Origin of the sequence: Methylorubrum sp. GM97 (assembly GCF_024347855.1) — a bacterium.
In the GTDB taxonomy this organism is placed as follows: Bacteria; Pseudomonadota; Alphaproteobacteria; order Rhizobiales; family Beijerinckiaceae; genus Methylobacterium; species Methylobacterium extorquens.
Genome location: NZ_AP025942.1, coordinates 4,191,572 through 4,206,179, shown reverse-complemented (window position 1 = coordinate 4,206,179; position 14,608 = coordinate 4,191,572). Strand labels below are relative to the sequence as shown.

Genomic DNA, 14,608 nt, shown 5'->3' with positions numbered 1-14,608 from the left:
CGGGATCTCAGCCGAGCGCCGAGCTGGCGGTGCGCCCGACCCCCGCCCGCTCCATCTCGTTCCAGGCCCGCGCCAGCGAGCCGTCGAGATCGATGCCGCGCACGGCATCCTCGATCACGAAGGCCTCGAACCCGGCGGCGCGGGCATCCAGCGCGGTCCAGAGCACGCAGAAATCGGTGGCGAGGCCGGCGAGGAACAGGCGGGTCAGGCCGCGCTCGGCGAGGTAGCCGGCCAACCCGGTGCGGGTCCGCCGGTCGGCTTCCATGAAGGCCGAGTAGCTGTCGATGCCGGGGTGAGTGCCCTTGCGGATCACCAGTTCGGCCCGCTCCGTCCTGAGGCCCGCGGCCAACTCGGCGCCGTGCGTGCCCTGCACGCAGTGCTCCGGCCAGAGCACCTGTTCACCGTAGGACAGGTCCGTGGTGTCGAAGGGTGCCTTGCCCGGATGGCTCCCGTGGAACGAGGCATGCCCGGGCGGGTGCCAGTCCTGGGTGAGGGTGACGTGGGGAACGCACGCGGCCAGCCGGTTGATCGGGGCGACGACGGCATCGCCGTCGGGCACCGCGAGCGCCCCGCCGGGCAGAAAATCGTTCTGCACGTCGATAACGAGCAGAACGTCGGTGTCTGTGAGCATCATGGGGAAGTCCGAGGGTTCCGAGGGACAAGTCCCTCGGCGGGTCCGGGCAGAGCCCGGAATCCCTTCGTCCTAGGATACGCGGATCACGGCGTCATCACCGTCGTCCCGGTCGTCTGCCGCCCCGCGAGATCGCGATGAACCTGCGCCGCGTCGGCGAGCTTGGCGCGGGCGTGGATCGGGATTTTCACCGCGCCGCTCGCCACCACCTCGAACAGCTCGGCCGCGTTGGCGTCGAGGCTTTCGCGGGTGGCGATGTGGGTGAAGAGCGTCGGGCGGGTGGCATAGAGCGAGCCCTTGGCGGCGAGGATGCCGATGTCGAAGGCCTCGATCGCCCCCGAGGACGAGCCGAAGCTCGCGAAGATGCCGAAGGGGGAGAGGCAGTCGAGCGAGGCGGGGAAGGTCGCCTTGCCGACGCCGTCATAGACCACCGGCACGCCCTTGCCCCCGGTGATCTCCTTCACCCGAGCCGCAAAATCCTCGTCGCGGTAGAGGATGACGTGGTCGCAGCCGTGTTCGCGCGCCAACTCCGCCTTCTCGGCCGAGCCGACGGTGCCGATCACGGTGGCGCCGAGATGCTTGGCCCATTGCGTGGCGATGAGCCCGACGCCGCCGGCGGCGGCGTGGAACAGGATCGTGTCGCCGGGCTGCACCCGGTAGGTCCGTCGCAGCAGGTATTGCGCGGTGAGGCCTTTCAGCATCATCGCCGCGGCGGTCTCGTCGGAAATCGAATCCGGCACGTGGACGACGCCCTTGGTGTCCACCACCACTTCCTCGGCATAGGTGCCGGTGGCGCCGGCATAGGCGACGCGCTCGCCGACGCGGAAATCGGTGACGCCCTCGCCCAGGGCATCGACCACGCCCGCGCCCTCCTTGCCGAGGGTGAAGGGAAGCGAGGGCGCCTTGTAGGCGCCGGAGCGGAAGTAGATGTCGATGAAGTTGACGCCGACGGCGGTCTGGCGGACGCGGATCTGGCCCGGCCCCGGCTCGGGCGAAGGCACGTCCTCGTAGACCATTGCCTCCGGCCCACCGTAGGCGTGTACCCGGATCGCTTTCATCGCCGTCTCCCGCGTTCCCGTCTCGAACTACGGTCGAGATATCGGTCCGGCGGAGCCAGACAAGGGCTCCGAGGGGTTCCTGGCGGCTTATGCCCGAAGGACACCGGCCAATTGGGCACAAGCCAAGTGGGAACAGGCCAAGTGGGCGGGTTCGCCCGTCACTCTTCCCGGACCGCGACCTGCATGCCCATGCCCGCGAGGCAGCGCTCGATGCGTTGCGTGAGGTCGGGCGTCAGTTCGCGCACGCGGACGTGCAGCGTGGCGGTATCCTCCGGGCTCACGATGACCCGATAGCGCAGGCCCTCATCCTCCATCTGGCGCAGCAGGTTGGTGCTTGCCGTGGTCATCGCCGCGATGTGCTGCGCGACCAGGTCGGGCCTCATCATACGCGGCCGCGCCGCCCGCCGGCCGTGCCGTCCGTTCCGGAAGTGGCGGGGATGGTGCTCCCGCTGCGCTGCGGCCTGACATTCTCGACGGGTGGAAACAGCCGCGCGAGGCCGCGCGCAACGCCCGAGAGCACGGGATCCAAGGACGAGCCGAGCCGGTTCCGCTCGGACTCCGGCTGCGAGGTGATAAATGGCTTCATGGTACGCCCCCTCGGACGTCAATGATGGTTCTGTCCCGGAGAGCGTGCGGCGAGAGCGCGCAGTTCCCTCAACATAAGTTGGCAATGCCGGGCGCGTGAATTGGTTTCATTTGAATTTGATCCCGCCACGCTTGAACGTCCGGCTGCTCCCGAACCCTCAGGGCCATCGCTTGAAGGCGTTGACCCTCGGTTCTTGCAGGCCTCATGCGCTGGCGCCCAGCTCCGCAGGCTGATGCTTCCACGCCGTTGCTTCCGCTCGGTGCGGCGCTCTTCGCGCCGCGAAGCTGCCCCTACGGCTTCGGGCAAGGTGCTGCTCGGACCCTCGGCCGCACTTGACCCCAGGCCGGCCGCACCTCTGTAGGAAGTCGGTCTTCGATCCTCGTTTTGAGGGTCCTTCCGAGAGCCCTTCAAGGAGTCTCCCGTCGTGACGGTCCCGGTGCAGACGTCCCCCGCCCGCCCCTCCGCCGCGCCGCCGCGTTTCACCGTGGCGGTGGTGGGCGCCGGGGCGGCAGGCCTTGCCGCCGCCCTGGCGCTCGCCCGCGACGGGGTGGAGACCGCGCTGGTTGGGCGTCACGCACCGGTGGCGGACGGGCGCACCGTGGCTTTGCTCGACGGCTCGGTGCGGTTCCTGAGGGTGCTCGGCGCATGGGACGAGATCGCCCCGCATGCGAGCCCGCTCGCCGAACTTCAGATCGTCGACGACACCGGCAGCCTGTTCCGCCCGCCGCCCGCCCGCTTCTCGGCCGCGGAGATCGGCCTCGACGCCTTCGGCTGGAACGTCGAGAGCGCCCGCCTCGTCGAGACCCTGCGGCGTCAGGCCCGCACCACGCCGGGCCTCACCCTGTTCGAGGCGGATTCGGCCGGCATGCGCCTCGAGCAAGACGCCGCGGTGCTGGACCTGGAGGATGGGCGCAGCCTCGCGGTGCAGCTCGTCGTGGGCGCCGACGGGGGCCGCTCGCCGCTGCGGGCGGCGTCTGCCTTGCGCACCCGCGAATGGTCCTACCCGCAGGCGGCGCTCACCACCCTGCTCGCCCACGAGCGGCCCCACCGCGACATCTCCACCGAGTTCCACACCCGCAACGGACCCTTCACCCTGGTGCCGCTCCCCGGCGGCCACCGCTCCAGCCTCGTCTGGGTTACGGCGGAGCCGGCGGCCAAGCGCCTCTCGGGGCTCGACGACCGGGATCTCGCCGCGGCGGTGGAGCATCAGGCCCGCTCGATGCTCGGCGCCATGCGGATCGACGGCCCGCGCGGCCTCGTGCCGATGCGCGGCCTCTCGGTGGAGCGGCCGGTGGCCGACCGCCTCGCCCTGATCGGCGAGGCCGCCCATGTCTTCCCGCCGATCGGGGCGCAAGGGCTCAATCTCGGCCTGCGCGATGCGGCGGCCGTGCGGGATGCGGTGTTCACCGCCCGCGAGGCGAACCGCGATCCGGGGGCACCGGCCTCGCTCGCGGGGTTCGGACGCAACCGGGGCGTCGATGCGCGGCTGCGGGGTGCGGCGGTGGACATGCTCAACCGCTCGCTGCTCACCGATTTCCTGCCCGTCGATGCCCTGCGGGGCCTCGGCCTCGTGGTGCTCGGCGCGATCCCGCCTCTGCGGCGCATCGTCATGCGCGAGGGCGTGCAGCCGCGGCTCGGCGCGCCGAGCCTGATGCGCTGATTCATTTCGGAGTTTCGGGGCGGGCGCGGGACGCGCGCCCAACGCCCCAAAAAGTCACAAAATATCGCCGTAGAGATCGACCGTCTCGAAGCCGCGCGGGGCCAGCCGTTCGGCGAGCACGCGGCGGTGGCAGCGGGCCGGATCGCGCTCGAAGCAGAGCAGGCAGATCGGTCGCTCCGCGGCGAGTTCGGCCAGGGCGTCGAGGGCGAGCCCGCCATCGGCGGTGTCGAGCACCTCTTCGCAATAGATCCGGCGCATCAGCCCGGCATCGTCGGCGCGAGCCGCCTCGCGGCCGGATTTCGGCGTGCCGAGACCCCGGAAATGCGCGTAGCCGAGTCCGGCTTCCAGCAAACCCGCCTTCAGCGCGCCTTTCGAGAAACCGCGCTTGCGCGAGTTGGCCACCGCCCGCACGTCGGCGAGCAGGGACACGTCCGCCGCCTTCAGGGCCGCGTGCAGGCGCTCCGGCGTCAGGCCTTCGTATCCGATGGTAAACAGAATCTTGCGCATCGCCGGCTCAGGGAAAATTCAGGATCGACAACGTTTTAGATGGGGCCGCCCGTCCGCCGGACAGCGTCGGCGGCGCGTATGTGCCTGCGGCGCAACGCCTTCCGGAAATCCGCCGCAATGCCAGCAAAGTTCTGTTAACCGGATCAAGGGCATCGAATACCCATTGAAGTCGCACGCAAGAAGTGGCGGGCCGTCGATGTCGCTGGACACCGAAATTTCCTCGAGGCTCGCACCGGCTCCGCGCGGATGGCTCAAGCGCGGGCTCGCCGCGCTGATGCTCTCCGGGCTCGCGGCCTGCGCCGCGCAGAACGACTTCTATCCCACCAAGGGTGATGCCAAGCCCCATCCCGGCGTCGCGCGGGCCAAGGGCCACCCGATCCAGGGCATCGACATCTCGAAATGGCAGGGGCCGATCAACTGGGCCTCGGTCAAGAGCGCGGGCACGCAGTTCGCCTACATCAAGGCGACGGAGGGCGGCGACCACGTCGACGAGCGGTTCCTCGAGAACTGGGATGGCGCGGGCCGCGCCGGCGTGCCGCGGGGCGCCTACCACTTCGTGTTCTGGTGCCGCTCGGCCGAGGACCAGATGGCGTGGTTCAAGCGCAACGTGCCGAACGACCCGACCGCCCTGCCCCCGGTGCTCGACGTGGAGTGGAACGGCCACTCGGCCAAGTGCCCGAAGAAGCTGCCCAAGGCCCAGGCGCTGTCGATGATCCGCTACATGCTGGACGAGATGGAAGCCTATACCGGCAAGCGGCCGATCATCTACACGGACATCACCTTCCACAAGGACGTGCTGGAAGACGAGCTGCCCGACTATCCCCACTGGGTCCGTTCCACGGCGGCCGAGCCCGAGCAGCGCTACGCCAACCGCAAGTGGATGCTCTGGCAGTTCACCTCGACCGGGCGCGTGCCCGGCGTGCGCGGCGACGTCGATCGCAACGCCTTCTACGGCAGCCCGACCGAGTGGGCCTCGTTCCTGGCCACCGATTGCGACCCGCGGGAGCATCGGCGCCTGTCGAGCCAGGGCCTCTGCACCGGCAAGTAGGCGGGCAAGCAGGCGAGTAAGCGGGGAAAGGAAGGAGCCGCTGGTCGCGGCTTCCGTCCTCAGATCAACGCATCCTCTGTGGTGTGACCGTTCTTCGCGCTTGCTTCCAGGCGCGCGATACGACTTGGCCGTGACCTTGGCCGTGACCTGATTTTTTTTGTGTTCAACGTGCGATATGTCTACTTGTAGACAGACTGAGCGGCAACCGTTGCGCTAGGAGCCGGCTCGGCGACCAGACGGACTTCGAGTTGTACATGCCTTCGGCCACAGAGCGCTGCTTTGAAGGCAATCTGCTCCTGAACTGTCTGAGCCCTGAGGATCGCGGCCTGCTTCTGCCCGATCTGGAGCGGCTGGAATACCAGCGCGGCGAGACGCTGTTCGCCGCCGGCCGCGAGGTGGATTTCATCACCTTCCCCTCGAGCAGACCGTCGTCACCCTGCTGATCTCGATGATCGACGGGCGCAGCGCCGAGACCGCCACGATCGGCCGCGAGGGCGCGGTGGGAGGCGTGGTCAGCAATGGCGGCCTGCCCGCCTCGACCCATGCCCTGATCCAGATCGCCGGTCCGGTTCTGCGGATGGACTCGGTCCGGCTTCAAGAGGCCAAGCGCCGCTCGGAATCCCTGCGCAACCTGTTCACCCGCTACTCCGACTGCCTGCTCGCGCAGGTGCTGCAATCGGTCGCCTGCAACGCCCTCCATCCGATCGAGGAGCGCTGCCTGCGCTGGCTCCTGACGCTTCAGGACCGCCTCGACAACAACGTTCTGCCGATCACCCAGGAATCGCTCGCCGCGATGCTCGGCGTGCAGCGCACCTATCTCACCCGCATCCTGCGGATGCTGCAGCAGCAGGGACTGATCGAGGTCGGGCGCGGGCGCATCACCGTCGTCAACCGGGCGGCGATCGAGGAGGTCGCCTGCGAGTGCCATGCCTGCGTCAAGCGCCATTACGAGACCGTGCTCGGCGCGGTCTACAGCCCGAGCGGGCGCCTCATCGCCATCGAGCCGCCCGAGTAGAGCATCGTTCCGCAAGGTGGATTCCGGCTTTCGGACAAAGACGATGCTCTCGGTCGCCCCCGAGCCAGCCGGACACCTCGGATTATCCATCCGGGAGCACGGCGATTCCGGCAGGTGTCTTGTGCCCGACACGTCACCGGGGCACCATCGCGCCCGTCCGGATGGCGGGCCGCTTCAGGCGGCTCCGGAAGAAGGGCGCCGGGTTCGTCCTTGCCGGGTCCGTCCATGAGCCGACCGCCCGACGATTTCCCAGCATCCGGTGAGGCCGGCGCAGAGGCCGAGAGGCTGGCCGCGCTGGCCTGCTACGGCATCCTCGACACGCCCGCCGAGGCCGCGTTCGACGATGCCGTGGCTTTGGCCGCCCAGCTCTGCGCCACGCCGACCGCCCTCGTCAGCCTGGTGACCGGCGACCGGCAATGGTTCAAGGCGCGGCTCGGCTTCGCCCCCGGCGAGACCGGGCTCGACCGCTCGGTCTGCGTTCACGCCCTGGCCGGGCGCGGCCTGCTAGTCATCCCCGATCTCGCGGCCGACCCGCGCACTCGCACCAACCCGCTGGTCACGGCGGAGCCCGGCATCCGCTTCTATGCCGGCGCGCCCCTGGTGACGCCTGAGGATCGGGCGATCGGCACCCTGTGCGTGCTCGACACCAAGCCTCGGCCGGAGGGTCTGAGCGCGGCCCAAGGCGCAGGTCTCGAAGCGCTCGCCCGCACGGTGATGACGCAGCTCGAACTGCGCCGGGGCATCGCGGCCCGGAAGACCGAGGCCGCGGCCCTGGCCGACAGCGAGTTCCGTCTGCGGCTCGCGATCGAGGCGGCCGGTGCCGGCATCTTCGACTACGACCTCGTGGCGGGCACCCTCGCCTGGGACGGGCGGACCCGCGCCCTGTTCGGGGTCGGGCCGGACGAGGCCGTGAGCTATGCCGGCACGTTCCTCGCCCGCCTCCATCCCGAGGACCGGGCGCGCACCGATGCCGCCGTGCAGGCGGCCCTCGACCCGGCCGGGCCCGGCCTGTTCGATGCCACCTACCGCACGGTGACGGAGGACGGCACGGTGATCGCCTGGGTCGCGGCCCGCGGCACCCTCGTCGTCGAAACGGATGAGGGGATCAAACGGGCGCGGCGCTTCGTCGGCACGGTGCGCGATGTTACCGCCGAGCGCACGGCGCAGGTCGCCGTCGCCGCCACCGAGGAGCGCTACCGCCTCGTCACCCGCGCCACCAACGACGCGATCTGGGACTGGGACCTCGCCGCCGACCACGTGCTGTGGAACGAGGCCCTTCAGGCCGCCTATGGCTGGGCACCGGAGACGGTCGAGCCGACCGGCCGGTGGTGGCTCGACCACATCCACGCCGAGGATCGCCCCCGCGTCGAGGCGGGCATCCGCCGCGTCATCGGCGGCGGCGGCCACGATTGGCACCACGAATACCGCTTCTGCCGCGCCGACGGCGCCTACGCCGACGTGCTCGATCGCGGTTCGATGGTGCGCGGGGCCGACGGCAGGCCGCTGCGCATGATCGGCGCCATGCTGGATCTGACCGAGCGCAACCGCGTCGCCGCCCAGCTCCGGGCGGTGGTCGAGGGCGCGAATATCGGCATCGTGCAGATCGATCCGCGCACCATGATCGCGCTGGAGGCCAACCCGAAGCTCTGCGCGATCTGGGGGGCGGAGGAATCCGACATCGTCGGGCATTCCATTGCCAAGTGGACGCCGGAGGCGGATGCGGCGGAGCGCGACCAGCTCCACCGCCGGCTCGCTGCGGGCGAGATCGTGCGCGAGACCCTGGAGAAGCGCTACCGCCGCAAGGACGGGCGCCTGATCTGGGGCCGGGTCAACCTCGTCTCGCAGGCGCGCGGCGAGGCGCTCCAGGCCACGGCGATGATCGAGGACATCACCGCGGAGAAGGCGACCGAGGCACGCCAGATGGCGCTGATCGAACTCGGCGACACCTTGCGCGACGCCGCCGGCCCCAACGAGATCCGTGGGATCGCGGCCCGGATCCTCAGGCGCAGCCTCGACCTCTCGGAGGCGGGCTACGCGGCCATCGATGCCACCGTCGGCGGCTTCGCGATCGGGCGCGCGAGACCGGACGGGACGATGAGCCCCGCGCCGTTTCCGGCCATGCTCGCGCGGCTGCGCCGCGGCGAGATCCTGGCCGTGCCCGATCTGACCGCCGAACCGGACCTCGCGCCGGATGCGGGCGGCTACGCGGCGGCCGGCGCCCGTGCACTGATCGGCGTGCCCTTGACCCGGCGGGGCGCCCTCGTCGGCCTCGTCTATGCCCACGCCGCCGAACCCCGGGCCTGGGACGCGGGCGAGGTCGATTTCGTCCGCGAGGTGGCCGGACGAATCTCCGTGGCGCTCGCCCGCATCCAGGCCGAGGAGCAGCAGCGCTTCCTCAACCGCGAACTGAGCCACCGGTTGAAGAACACCCTGACCATGGCCCAGGCCATCGCTTCGCAGACACTGCGCAACGCCACCGACATCGCCTCGGTGAAGGAGGCGCTGGTGGCCCGGCTGGTGGCGCTCGGCAAGGCGCACGACATCCTGCTCTCGGGCGAGGGCGAGGGGGCGGCGCTGGAGGCGGTGATCGCCGGCGCGCTCACCATCCACGACGACGGCGAGCCCGGCCGCATCCACCTGTCCGGCCCGGACCTGGAGGTCGGGCCGAAAGCCGCCCTGTCGCTGGCGCTGATGATCCACGAACTCGCCACCAATGCCGCCAAGTACGGCGCCTTCTCGGTGCCGGGCGGGCGCGTCGGGGTGAACTGGCACGTCGCGCGGGCCCGTTGGCCGGAGGATGCGGAGGATGCGGGGGAGGCCGAGCCGGTCATCACGATGACCTGGGCCGAGACCGGCGGGCCGCCGGTCGCCGCGCCCACCCGCAAGGGTTTCGGCTCGCGGCTGATCGAACGCGGGTTCTCCGGGGCGGTCGGCGGCGAGACGCAGATGATCTACGCCCGAGAAGGGGTGACGTGCCGGATCAGGGCGCCCCTGAAGGGGCTTCTCGAAAAAGAATAGCGCGAAAAGCGACGTAGGGGGCAACGAACCCGCCCGCTCGCCGCTTGTCGGCAGGACGCCCAGGCATGCTCCCAGGCGCGCTCCAAGGACATCCGGGACGCCTCATGGATCTGCCCGTTCCCCCTGCCCCGGACGGTGACGGGCGGCCGCTGGCACTCGTCGTGGAAAGCGAAACCGCCGCGCGTATCGAAACGGCGGATCGTCTGGCGGAGGCGGGCTTCGAGGTGCTGGAGGCCTGGAGTGCGCAGAGCGCGCTCCTCCAGATCGAGCGCCATGCGGGGCTGCGCCTCGTCGTCGTCGATGCCGACCTGCCCTTGACCTTGCCCGAGGACCGGTTCGGCCTGACCTGCGAGATCGCCCGGCGCAGGCCGGATCTCGCCCTCATCGCCCTCTCGGCCGGTCCTTCCCCCGACGCCGGCACGCTGCCCGCGGGCGTTCGCTTCGCGGCCAAGCCCCTCACGCCGGCCTTCGCCCGGGAGGCGCTGGCGCAGCTTTTTTGCGCGTGAGCGTCGGCCCTTACGCCGTCGCGCCCCGCTCCTCCTTGCCTGTCTCCCCTTTGCCCGACTCCCCCTGGCCCGGCTCGCTCGCCATCGCGCCCTCCCCCCGCAGCCGCTCGGCGGCGACGTAGAAGACCGGGGTGACGAACAGGGTCAGGATCGTGGCCACCAGCAGGCCGCCGATCACCACCGTACCCATGGAGAGCCGGGCGCCCGCCCCCGCGCCGCTGGCGATGGCGAGCGGCACCGAGCCGAGGATGAAAGCGAACGAGGTCATCAGGATCGGGCGCATCCGCATCCGCGTGGCGTGCTGGGCCGCCTCAAGCGCGTCCTTGCCCTGTCGGCGCAGATCCTCGGCGAAGGAGACCAGCAGGATCGCGTTCTTGGCCGCCAGGCCGACGAGAAGCAGCAGGCCGATCTGTCCGAACACGTCGAGCGGCATGCCGCGCAAGGCCAGGAACCCGACCGCCCCGAAGATCGCCAGCGGCGTGGCGAGCAGGATCACCAGCGGCATGCGCAGGCTCTCGTACTGCCCGGCCAGGAAGCAGAAGATCATGAACACGCCGAGGCCGAAGATCAGCGGCGCGACGTTGCCGGCGATCTTCTCCTGATAGGCGATCTCGGACCACTCGATGGAGCTGTTGCGCGGCAGATCCTCGGCTAGGGCCTCGATCGCCTCGATCACCGTGCCGGAACTGGAACCGGGGGCGACCGTCACCGCCACCTCGATCGCCGGGTAGGTGTTGTAGGACAGGACCGCCGTCGGCCCGGTGCTGAACTTCGCCTGGACGAGTGATCCGAGGCGCACCGGCTCGCCCTGCGCGTTGAGGACGGTCAGCGCCTCGAGATCCTGGAACAGGCGCCGCCCAGATGCGTCGCTCTGGACATAGACTTGGTAGACGAAGCCGAAGCGGTTGAAGAGGTTGACGAAGCTCGACCCGACATAGGTGCCGAGCGCTTCGAACAATCGCGCCAGCGGCACGCCGAGCTGCTCGGCCTTGGCCCGGTCGATGTCGAGGCGGATCTGCGGCACGCCCCAATCGGTGGTCGGCGTCGCGTTCGCCACCCCCGGCAGGGCGCGGATCTTCTCGATGAAGGTACTGGCCGTCTGCGCCAGACCGAGGCCGCCATTGCCCGAGCGATCCTGGATCTCCAGCGTCAGGCCGCCGCGGGAGCCGAGCCCCGGTAGCGGCGACGGTGCGGCGATGCGCACCTGCCCGTCGGGATCGTGCTTGAAGCGCTCCTCCATGTCGCGGATCAGGTCGTCGACCGTGGTGGTGCGCTCGTCCCAGGGCTTCATGACGGGGATGTTGAAGCCGTAGAACGGGGCCACGGTGTCGGCGAGGAAGCTGCGCCCGCTGACGCCGATGGTGTGATCGACGTCGTCGCGGGCGCGTAGCACTTCGCCGAAGCGGGCATTCATCGCCTCCGTGCGCTGCACCGAGGCGCCGAGCGGCATCGCCACTTCGGCGTAGAGATAGCCCTGGTCCTCGTCCGGCACGAAGCCGGTGGGACGCTGCATCACCAGCAGCACGGTGGCGCCGGCGAACAGCGCAAACACGGCCAGCGTCAGGATGATGTGGCGGGAGAGCCATCCGATCGTGCGGGCCACGAAGTCGGCCGAGCGCTCCAGGGCGACGTTGAACCCGTCCAGCGGCTTGCGCCACCAGCGCGTCTTCCGAGGCCCGTCCTTCGCGTGGGGCTTCAGCAGCAGGCCGCACAGGGCCGGCGTCAGGGTCAACGAGACGATCGCCGAGATCAGCACCGAGATGGCGATGGTGAGCGCGAACTGGTTGTAGAGCTGGCCCGTCAGTCCGGGGATGAAGGCCACCGGCACGAACAGGGCGGCGAGCACCAGCGTCGTGGCGATGACGGGGCCGCCGATCTCGTTGACCGCCTCGCGGGAGGCGGGCTTCGGCGCCATGCCCTCGGCCATCAGGCGCTCGGTGTTCTCCACGACGATGATCGCGTCGTCCACCACGAGGCCGACGGCGAGCACGAGGCCGAGCAGGCTCAGGGTGTTGAAGGAGAAGCCGAGCAGCGCCATCGGCCCGAAGGTGCCGATCAGCGCGATCGGCACGGCGATGGTCGGAATCAGCGTGGCGCGCCAGTTTTGCAGAAAGAGGTAGGTGACGACCGTGACGATCAGGATCGCCTCGAACAGGGTCCGCACCACCTCGTAGATCGCCTCCTTCACGAACTCGGTGGAATCGAGGGCGATGGAGTAGTGCAGGCCGGGGGGAAAGCGCTCGGCGAGATCCGCCATCGTGGCGCGCGTCCCGTTCATCACCTCGACCGCGTTGGCGTCGGGGTTCTGGAAGATGCCGAGCGTCGCCGAGGGTTTGCCGTCGAAGTTCGAGGTGACGCCGTACTGCTCGGAGCCGAGCTCCACCCGGCCCACATCCGAGACGCGCACCACCGAGCCGTCGGGATTGGCCCGCAGGACGATGTTGCCGAACTCCTCGGGCCGCGTCAGCCGGCCCTTGGTGACGAGCTGCAGCTCGAACGGTGTCGCCCGGTCCATCGGCAGCTTGCCGAGGGAGCCGGTCGTGATCTGTGCGTTCTGCGCCTGAATCGACTGAAGCACGGTCTCGGTCGAGAGCGCCAGCGCCTCCATCCTGGCCGGATCGAGCCAGATGCGCATGGCGTAGCGCATGTTGGAGAAGTTCACGATCCGGCCCATGCCGGTGACCCGGCGCAGAGGCTTTGTGACCTGGGTCTCGGCGTAGTTGGCCAGGAACAGCTCGTCGAAACCAGTGCTCGGATCGGCGTAGAGCACGACGTTGCCGAGCCGCTGGCGCGACGACTTCTGGATCTCCAGCCCCTGCGCGCGCACCGCCTCGGGTAGCTTCGCCTCGGCGCGGCTCGACCGGGTGAGCACTTCCGCTGCGGCCGCATCGAGGTTCGAGCCGACGGCGAAGGTCGCGTCGATCGAGACGCTGCCGTCGGTCGAGGAGGTCGATTGGATGTAGATCAGGTTCGGCGCGCCGTTGATCTCCTGCTCCAGCGGGATCGCGATCGACTCGTAGGCCTGCTGGGCCGAGGCGCCGGGATAGGTCGCCTGGACGTTGATGATCGGCGGCGCGATCTCGGGATACTGCGCCACCGGCAGCGTCAGCCCGGCGACGATGCCGATCACCGTGATGATGACGGAGATCACGCCCGCGAGGATCGGCCGGTCGACGAACGTGGAGAACATTCGGTGGGCCGGCTCCCGAAATGCAGCGTGCGAAATTCAACGTGGCCGTGAAGGACCCGCGTGCAACGTGTTGGGACTCCGCGTGTTCCCTCCCGTGTCGCGCCCGGAACACGTCCGGCGGGCGCCCCCGTCCTGCTGTTGGAGAGTGGATTTCGTGCGGTCAGGCGTCGGCTTCGTCATCACCGGCCTCGTCGTCGGCGCGCTCGGAATCGCCGGAGGGGCGTGGTGGGGAGCCGGGCACCCGATCCCCGGCTTTCTCGCCCATCACCTCAAGGTGGCGGGCCGGGCCGGACCCAAGAAGAAGGAAGAGCCGCGGCTGGCGGTGAAGGCGGTGCGCGCCAGCCGCCAGGATGTGCCGGTCGCCTTCGAATATACCGGCACGATCGTCTCGCCCCGTGACGCCGCGCTGCAGGCTCGGGTGACCGGCTTCGTGATGGAGCGCCCGTTCGAGCCCGGCGGCCACGTGAAGAAGGGTCAGGTGCTGTTCCGCATCGACCCGCGCCCGTTCGAGGTCGCCCGCAAATCGGCCGAGGCCCTGCGCGACCAAGCCAAGGCCACCGTCTCCTTCGCCCAGGCCGAGGTGAACCGTACCGAGCAGCTCGCCGACAAGGGCTTCGCCACCGAGCAGCGCGCCCAGCAGAACCAATCGAACCTCGCCACCGCCACCGCCAAGCTCGAAGAGGCGGAGGCCGCCATCGCCCGCCAGCGGCTGAACCTCGAATACGCGGTGATCCGCGCGCCCTTCGACGGGCGCTCCAGCCTGTCCATGGCCAATATCGGCGACATGGTGATTGAGAATCAGACCAGCCTCGTCTCCGTGGTGCAGGTGAACCCGATCGACGTGCAGATGGCGCTCTCCTCCGAGGATGCGGAGGCGGTGCGGGTCGCTCAAGGAGAGGGGCGGGTGAAGGTCCAGCTCCTCGACGTCGGGCGCGAGCCCGTGCGCGAGGCCACGATCTACCGCCTCGACAACCGCTTCGATCCCCGCACCGGCCGCCGCCTGATCCAGGCCTGGCTCGACAATGCGGACGAGCGCTACCTGCCCGGCCGGTTCGTGCGCGCCCGCATCGAGGTCGGCCGGCAGGATCGGCTCCTGGTGCCGACGGTCGCGCTCTCGGCCCAGCTCGACCAGCAGGTGGTCTGGACCGTGGACGACACCGGCACGGTCCACATGACCGCGATCGAGGTCGGCGACGTCTACGGCGACAACACCGCCGTGCTCAAAGGCCTCAAGCCCGACACGCTGGTCGTGACCGACCACCTCCAGAGCCTGCGCCAGAACCTCAAGGTCGAGCCACGCATCGGCGACGAGGTCAGCGCCGTGGGCAACACCCCCGCCCAGGGCGAGGCGCGGCACTGAATTCGGGGTTTCGAAAGGGCAAGCCCTTT

Annotated in this window: 10 protein-coding genes and 1 pseudogene; 6 read left to right on the top strand and 5 right to left on the bottom strand. The window is 69.7% G+C overall.

The annotated features are described in order from the left end of the window. Window positions 1–7: 7 nt before the first annotated feature. From pncA to MSPGM_RS19665, 3 genes are all read right to left on the bottom strand, one after another. Complete coding sequence (gene pncA / locus MSPGM_RS19675; protein WP_003606982.1) at window positions 8–634, bottom strand: bifunctional nicotinamidase/pyrazinamidase; 627 nt, start codon at window positions 632–634, stop codon at window positions 8–10. Between the two features lie 83 nt (window positions 635–717). Further along, on the bottom strand, window positions 718–1,689 hold the full coding sequence (locus tag MSPGM_RS19670) for a quinone oxidoreductase family protein (RefSeq protein ID WP_003606981.1): 972 nt from the start codon (window positions 1,687–1,689) through the stop codon (window positions 718–720). A gap of 158 nt (window positions 1,690–1,847) precedes the next feature. Beyond that, on the bottom strand, window positions 1,848–2,072 hold the full coding sequence (locus tag MSPGM_RS19665; protein WP_015952173.1) for a hypothetical protein: 225 nt from the start codon (window positions 2,070–2,072) through the stop codon (window positions 1,848–1,850). 627 nt (window positions 2,073–2,699) lie between these two features. On the opposite strand from MSPGM_RS19665, the gene MSPGM_RS19660 reads away from it, so the two are divergent. After that, window positions 2,700–3,935, top strand: a complete 1,236-nt coding sequence (locus MSPGM_RS19660; RefSeq protein WP_015857325.1) for an FAD-dependent monooxygenase — start codon at window positions 2,700–2,702, stop codon at window positions 3,933–3,935. A gap of 54 nt (window positions 3,936–3,989) precedes the next feature. Here MSPGM_RS19660 and MSPGM_RS19655 read toward each other — a convergent pair whose 3' ends face one another. Further along, window positions 3,990–4,442 carry a DUF488 family protein gene (locus MSPGM_RS19655; RefSeq protein ID WP_015857324.1) on the bottom strand — a complete coding sequence of 151 codons (453 nt, stop codon included), beginning with the start codon at window positions 4,440–4,442 and terminating at the stop codon, window positions 3,990–3,992. 196 nt (window positions 4,443–4,638) lie between these two features. Between MSPGM_RS19655 and MSPGM_RS19650 the strand changes: the two genes are divergently transcribed. The 4 genes and pseudogenes from MSPGM_RS19650 to MSPGM_RS19635 all read left to right on the top strand — a co-directional run bounded on the left by MSPGM_RS19650 (window position 4,639) and on the right by MSPGM_RS19635 (window position 10,029). Further along, on the top strand, window positions 4,639–5,490 hold the full coding sequence (locus MSPGM_RS19650) for a GH25 family lysozyme (protein ID WP_003603787.1): 852 nt from the start codon (window positions 4,639–4,641) through the stop codon (window positions 5,488–5,490). 254 nt (window positions 5,491–5,744) lie between these two features. Next, a pseudogene (locus MSPGM_RS19645) lies at window positions 5,745–6,505 on the top strand (Crp/Fnr family transcriptional regulator). 225 nt (window positions 6,506–6,730) lie between these two features. Beyond that, the gene (locus MSPGM_RS19640; protein WP_209688322.1) at window positions 6,731–9,523 is read left to right on the top strand and encodes a PAS domain S-box protein; all 2,793 of its coding nucleotides are present in this window, start codon (window positions 6,731–6,733) and stop codon (window positions 9,521–9,523) included. Window positions 9,524–9,627: 104 nt separating this feature from the next. Next, entirely contained in the window at window positions 9,628–10,029 is a 402-nt protein-coding gene (locus tag MSPGM_RS19635) for a response regulator (RefSeq protein ID WP_015857322.1), read from the top strand. Window positions 10,030–10,039: 10 nt separating this feature from the next. Here MSPGM_RS19635 and MSPGM_RS19630 read toward each other — a convergent pair whose 3' ends face one another. Next, window positions 10,040–13,219: an efflux RND transporter permease subunit gene (locus MSPGM_RS19630; protein WP_261925898.1), complete on the bottom strand. Its 3,180-nt coding sequence runs from the start codon at window positions 13,217–13,219 to the stop codon at window positions 10,040–10,042. Window positions 13,220–13,373: 154 nt separating this feature from the next. Here MSPGM_RS19630 and MSPGM_RS19625 point away from each other — a divergent pair, with 154 nt between their 5' ends. Further along, complete coding sequence (locus tag MSPGM_RS19625; protein WP_003603778.1) at window positions 13,374–14,579, top strand: efflux RND transporter periplasmic adaptor subunit; 1,206 nt, start codon at window positions 13,374–13,376, stop codon at window positions 14,577–14,579. The last annotated feature ends 29 nt before the right edge of the window (window positions 14,580–14,608 follow it).

Bases quoted from the DNA above. Each gene is read 5' to 3' on its own strand.
- pncA (WP_003606982.1), bottom strand. From the start codon at position 634: ATGATGCTCACAGACACCGACGTTCTGCTCGTTATCGACGTGCAGAAC.
- MSPGM_RS19670 (WP_003606981.1), bottom strand. From the start codon at position 1,689: ATGAAAGCGATCCGGGTACACGCCTACGGTGGGCCGGAGGCAATGGTC.
- MSPGM_RS19665 (WP_015952173.1), bottom strand. From the start codon at position 2,072: ATGAGGCCCGACCTGGTCGCGCAGCACATCGCGGCGATGACCACGGCA.
- MSPGM_RS19655 (WP_015857324.1), bottom strand. From the start codon at position 4,442: ATGCGCAAGATTCTGTTTACCATCGGATACGAAGGCCTGACGCCGGAG.
- MSPGM_RS19650 (WP_003603787.1), top strand. From the start codon at position 4,639: ATGTCGCTGGACACCGAAATTTCCTCGAGGCTCGCACCGGCTCCGCGC.
- MSPGM_RS19640 (WP_209688322.1), top strand. From the start codon at position 6,731: ATGAGCCGACCGCCCGACGATTTCCCAGCATCCGGTGAGGCCGGCGCA.
- MSPGM_RS19635 (WP_015857322.1), top strand. From the start codon at position 9,628: ATGGATCTGCCCGTTCCCCCTGCCCCGGACGGTGACGGGCGGCCGCTG.
- MSPGM_RS19630 (WP_261925898.1), bottom strand. From the start codon at position 13,219: ATGTTCTCCACGTTCGTCGACCGGCCGATCCTCGCGGGCGTGATCTCC.